A 3718-nucleotide genomic window follows, 5' to 3' on the forward strand; every position below is an offset into this window, starting at 1 on the left:
GGCGGGCGGCGTGCAGATGGTGATGCCGGGCGAGGTCGCGCCGGCGCATCGGCATACGCCGACAGCGATCCGCTTCGTGCTCGAAAGCAAGGGCGGAGCCTTCACCGCCGTCGATGGCGAGCGCGCAAGGATGGAACAGGGCGACTTCATCGTCACGCCGTCCGGTCTCTGGCACGATCATTCGAATGACGGCGATCGGCCGATCCTCTGGCTCGACGGCGTCGACGTGCCGATGGCGCGCTTCTTCGATGCGGTCTTCGCAGACAATTATCCCGAGACGCACCATCCGCTCCATCGCGACGAGGGCGATGCGCTGGCGCGCTATGGCAACGGGCTCCTGCCGGTCGACTGGACGCCGAAAGGGCTTCACTCGCCGCTTTTCCGCTATCCCTATGAACGCTCCCGCGCGGCGCTGGCGCAGCTCGCGAAATCGGATGCGCCCGATCCTCACAACGGGCACAAGCTTGCTTATGTAAACCCGGCCACGGGCGACCATGCCGTGCCGACCATGGCCGCGTTTCTGACGCTGTTGCCCAAAGGCTTCCGCGGCGCGCCCTATCGTTCGACGGAAAGCTCGGTTTATGTTGTATCGGAAGGCCGGGGGAAATCCGTTGTCGGAGACACCGTCGTCGAATGGGGCCCGCGAGATATCTTCGCCGTGCCGAACTGGACATGGGTCCGCCACGAGCCTGAGAGCGAGGCCGTGCTCTTCAATTATTCCGACCGCGCGGCGCAGCAGAAGCTCGGCTTCTTCCGGGAGGAACGCGGCGCGATCTGAGAACGTCGAAATCATCACAGGGAGGACAACATGAAAGACCAGGAGATCGTTGCCATCCGCGAGTTTCTCGCCTCGATGCCCGAACCCGCCGACACGGCGGAGTTGCGCCAGACCTATGACAATCTAGGCACCGTTTTCCCGACCGCATCGGACGTGACGCTTGAGAGCGTTACCGCCAATGGTGTGCCGGCCGAATGGGCTTCGACGCCCGGCGCCGCGCGCGATCGCGTCATCATGTATGTGCATGGCGGCGGCTATGTCATCGGTTCGGTGAAGAGCCACCGGCATCTCGTGACCGAACTCGGCCGGGCGGCAGGCACGCGCACGCTGTCGGTCGATTACCGCCTCGCGCCGGAGGCGCCGTTTCCGGCGGCCGTCGACGACGCGCTTGCGGCCTATCGCTATCTGCTGGCGCAGGGGTTCGCGCCCGGCAACATCGCCATCGCGGGCGACAGTGCGGGCGGCGGACTGACAGTGGCCACGTTGCTCGCCATTCGCGATGCGGGGCTCGAACAGCCGGCCTGCGGCTTCTGCATCTCGCCCTGGATCGATCTCGAGGGGCTGGGCGACTCGATGACGGCGCTCGCTCATGTCGATCCGATGGTGCAGAAGGAAAGCCTGATGGGCATGGCGGAGGCCTATCTCGGCGATGCGCATCCGCGCACGCCGCTTGCGGCGCCGCTGCATGCGGAGTTCCGCGATCTTGCGCCGCTGCTCATTCATGTCGGCGCGGCGGAGACGCTGCTCGACGATTCGATCCGGCTCGCCGGCAAGGCGGGTGCGGCCGATGTCGAGGTGACGCTTCAGGTCTGGCCGGAGATGATCCATGTCTGGCATTTCTTCCATCCGATGCTCGATGCGGCGCGTCGCGCGATTGCGGATGGCGGCGATTACATCGGCAAGGCGATGGACCGGAATGCGAAGCTGAAGGCGGTCGCCTAGAAGCTGGCGCCTGGGCTGACGCAGGGGCGGCGGGAAACATTCCGCCGCCTTTTGCATGAGCCTTGCGCCCCTGCGCTCCCCGTTGATTATGATGGTCGCAAGCAGAAGAAACGACCCAGCGGAGGAACAGGTGAAGGAACTCGATTTTTCGGGAAAGACGGTGCTCGTGGTCGGTGGATCGAGCGGCATCGGTAACGGCATCTCGCAAGCCTTCCGCGCGAAGGGCGCTACCGTGCATGTCTGGGGCACGCGACCTAAGGCGTCGGATTACTCGGCAGCGGAAGGCTCCGATCTCGCCGGACTTCACTACGATCACATGGACGTCGCCGATTTCGACGCGATCGAAGCCTACAAGGCGCCGTTCGACAGGCTCGACGTCTTGGTGCTCTGTCAGGGAACGGTGATCTATCAGCGCGGCGAATTCAGGATGGACGGTTTCCAGAAGGTGATGGACGTCAATCTCAACAGCCTGATGGCCTGCGCGATCAAGTTCCACGACCTGCTGGCCGCGTCGAAAGGCTCGCTCATCACGGTGAGTTCGACGGCGGCGTTCCATTCGACGCGCGGCAACCCGGCTTATAATGCCTCGAAGACCGGCGCCGTGGGTCTCACGCGCACACTGGCGGAGGCTTGGGCGAAGGACGGCATTCGCGTCAATGGGATCGCGCCGGGCCTCGTCGATACCAAGCTCACCAAGGTAACGACCGAAAGTCCGGAGCGGCTTGCGGCGTCCATCCAGGGGATTCCGATGCGCCGGCTCGGTACGCCGGAGGATATGGCCGGCGTCGCGCTGTTCCTTGCGTCGCCGCTCGCGGCCTATGTGCTCGGCCAGACGATCCCGGTCGATGGCGGTCTCATTCTCTGAACGTGGCCTCTGAACGCAACGAACAGGAAGGAAAGCGTGATGACGGAACTGAGCCGGTCGGTGAGGGGATTGACGGTGCTGGTCACTGGCGCCGCCAGCGGCATGGGACGCGCGACGGCGGAGGTCTTCGCCGTCGAAGGCGCGAATGTCGCGGTGACGGATTACAACGGCGAGGGCGCGGAGGCGGTGGCCGCCGGCATCGTCGCCCAAGGCGGCAAGGCGAAAGCCTGGAAGCTCGATGTCGGCGACAAGGCGGAGATCGATGCGGTCGTCGCCGATGTCGCGCGACATTTCGGCGGGCTCGACGCCGTCGTCAACAATGCCGGCATCTCCGGCTTCACGCAGATCGATAATGAAGGCTATGACGAGCTCTGGGAGCGCATGATCCGCGTTTGCCTCACCGCGCATCAGCGCATCATCCGTGCCGCGCTGCCGCATCTGCGCAAATCGAAAAGCCCGCGCATCGTCAATATCGCCTCGACGGAAGCGCTGGGCGCGACGGCGCTCGATAGCGCCTATTCGGCGGCGAAGGCGGGCGTCACGGGTCTTACCCGCGCGCTCGCCGTCGAACTCGGCAAGGAAGGCATCACGGTCAATTGCATCTGCCCCGGACCGATCCTTACCAGCATGACGAAAAGCATTCCCGACGAGCAGAGGGACATCTATGCCAAGCGCCGCACCGCGCTTCGCCGCTATGGATTGCCGGAGGAGGTGGCGCACATCACGCTGAGCCTCTGTCTGCCAGCGGCGAGCTACATCACCGGCGTGACCGTCCCTGTCGATGGCGGGCTGATGGCGCGGAATGCGTAAACCCAAAATATTGCTGTCACCCCGGGCTTATCCCGAGGTCCAGGAGCCGCAAGCTCCGCACATGACGCCCCCGGGATGAGACTTCAAGGATACAAGCGAGAGCCGCCATGAAAGCACTTCTCTATCAAGGACCGCGCGACATTCGATACGAGAGCTTCGACGATCCGAAGCTCGCCGCCGATACCGACGCCATCGTCAAGATGGACAAATGCGGCATCTGCGGAAGCGATCTGCACATCTATCACGGCGAAGGCTTCAGCCCGGATCTCGGCTTCTGCGTCGGCCACGAGGCGGTGGGCGAGGTTGTGGAAGTCGGTCGCGGC

Annotated in this window: 5 protein-coding genes; all 5 read left to right on the forward strand. The window is 64.3% G+C overall.

Annotation, left to right across the window (positions count from 1 at the left end; genetic code table 11):
- The coding region (locus tag VMR03_RS02225; RefSeq protein ID WP_325401850.1) for a cupin domain-containing protein at window positions 1-778 on the forward strand (778 nt) is incomplete at its 5' end.
- A gap of 30 nt (window positions 779-808) precedes the next feature.
- Window positions 809-1720, forward strand: coding sequence for an alpha/beta hydrolase (locus tag VMR03_RS02230; RefSeq protein WP_325401852.1), 912 nt, complete (start codon window positions 809-811; stop codon window positions 1718-1720).
- A gap of 130 nt (window positions 1721-1850) precedes the next feature.
- Window positions 1851-2585 (forward strand): SDR family oxidoreductase, encoded by a 735-nt coding sequence (locus tag VMR03_RS02235; RefSeq protein WP_325401854.1) that lies wholly within the window; start codon window positions 1851-1853, stop codon window positions 2583-2585.
- Between the two features lie 39 nt (window positions 2586-2624).
- Entirely contained in the window at window positions 2625-3395 is a 771-nt protein-coding gene (locus tag VMR03_RS02240; RefSeq protein WP_325401856.1) for an SDR family NAD(P)-dependent oxidoreductase, read from the forward strand.
- Window positions 3396-3502: 107 nt separating this feature from the next.
- On the forward strand, window positions 3503-3718 hold a 216-nt coding region (locus tag VMR03_RS02245), incomplete at its 3' end, for an alcohol dehydrogenase catalytic domain-containing protein (RefSeq protein WP_325401859.1).

Origin of the sequence: Parvibaculum sp., assembly GCF_035511255.1 — a bacterium.
GTDB lineage: Bacteria > Pseudomonadota > Alphaproteobacteria > Parvibaculales > Parvibaculaceae > Parvibaculum.

Bases quoted from the DNA above. Each gene is read 5' to 3' on its own strand.
- VMR03_RS02240 (WP_325401856.1), top strand. From the start codon at position 2,625: ATGACGGAACTGAGCCGGTCGGTGAGGGGATTGACGGTGCTGGTCACT.
- VMR03_RS02230 (WP_325401852.1), top strand. From the start codon at position 809: ATGAAAGACCAGGAGATCGTTGCCATCCGCGAGTTTCTCGCCTCGATG.